The 484-nt window shown below is 50.6% G+C and carries 4 tRNA genes; all 4 read right to left on the bottom strand.

Features of this window, described 5'->3' with window-relative positions:
- Positions 1-2: 2 nt before the first annotated feature.
- A tRNA-Glu gene (locus I8J31_RS20070) sits at positions 3-78 on the bottom strand.
- A 20-nt stretch (positions 79-98) separates the two neighbouring features.
- A tRNA-Gly gene (locus I8J31_RS20065) sits at positions 99-173 on the bottom strand.
- Positions 174-190: 17 nt separating this feature from the next.
- Positions 191-266, bottom strand: a tRNA-Glu gene (locus I8J31_RS20060).
- Positions 267-319: 53 nt separating this feature from the next.
- Positions 320-395: transfer RNA gene (locus I8J31_RS20055), tRNA-Glu, on the bottom strand.
- Positions 396-484 lie beyond the last annotated feature (89 nt).

Genomic DNA, 484 nt, shown 5'->3' with positions numbered 1-484 from the left:
AATGGCGTCCCATAGGGGGTTCGAACCCCTGTTACCGCCGTGAAAGGGCGGTGTCCTAGACCTCTAGACGAATGGGACGTACAGATAAACATTAGAAATGGAGCGGGAAACGAGGCTCGAACTCGCGACCCCAACCTTGGCAAGGTTGTGCTCTACCACTGAGCTATTCCCGCATTAACATTAAATTAAGTGGCGTCCCATAGGGGGTTCGAACCCCTGTTACCGCCGTGAAAGGGCGGTGCCCTAGACCTCTAGACGAATGGGACACATACTCAACTCTTCTTACTTTCTAACACTTCACTTTAACACAAAGAAAAAGTGGCGTCCCATAGGGGGTTCGACCCCCTGTTACCGCCGTGAAAGGGCGGTGTCCTAGACCTCTAGACGAATGGGACAAATACTCAACTCTTCTTACTTTCTAACACTTCACTTTAAAACAAAGAAAAAGTGGCGTCCCATAGGGGGTTCGAACCCCTGTTACCGC

The sequence above is a fragment of the Marinomonas transparens genome (genome assembly GCF_016463975.1).
Classification (GTDB): domain Bacteria; phylum Pseudomonadota; class Gammaproteobacteria; order Pseudomonadales; family Marinomonadaceae; genus Marinomonas; species Marinomonas transparens.
Note: the sequence above shows the minus strand (reverse complement) of the source record. Positions and strands in the feature narration are given on the sequence as shown.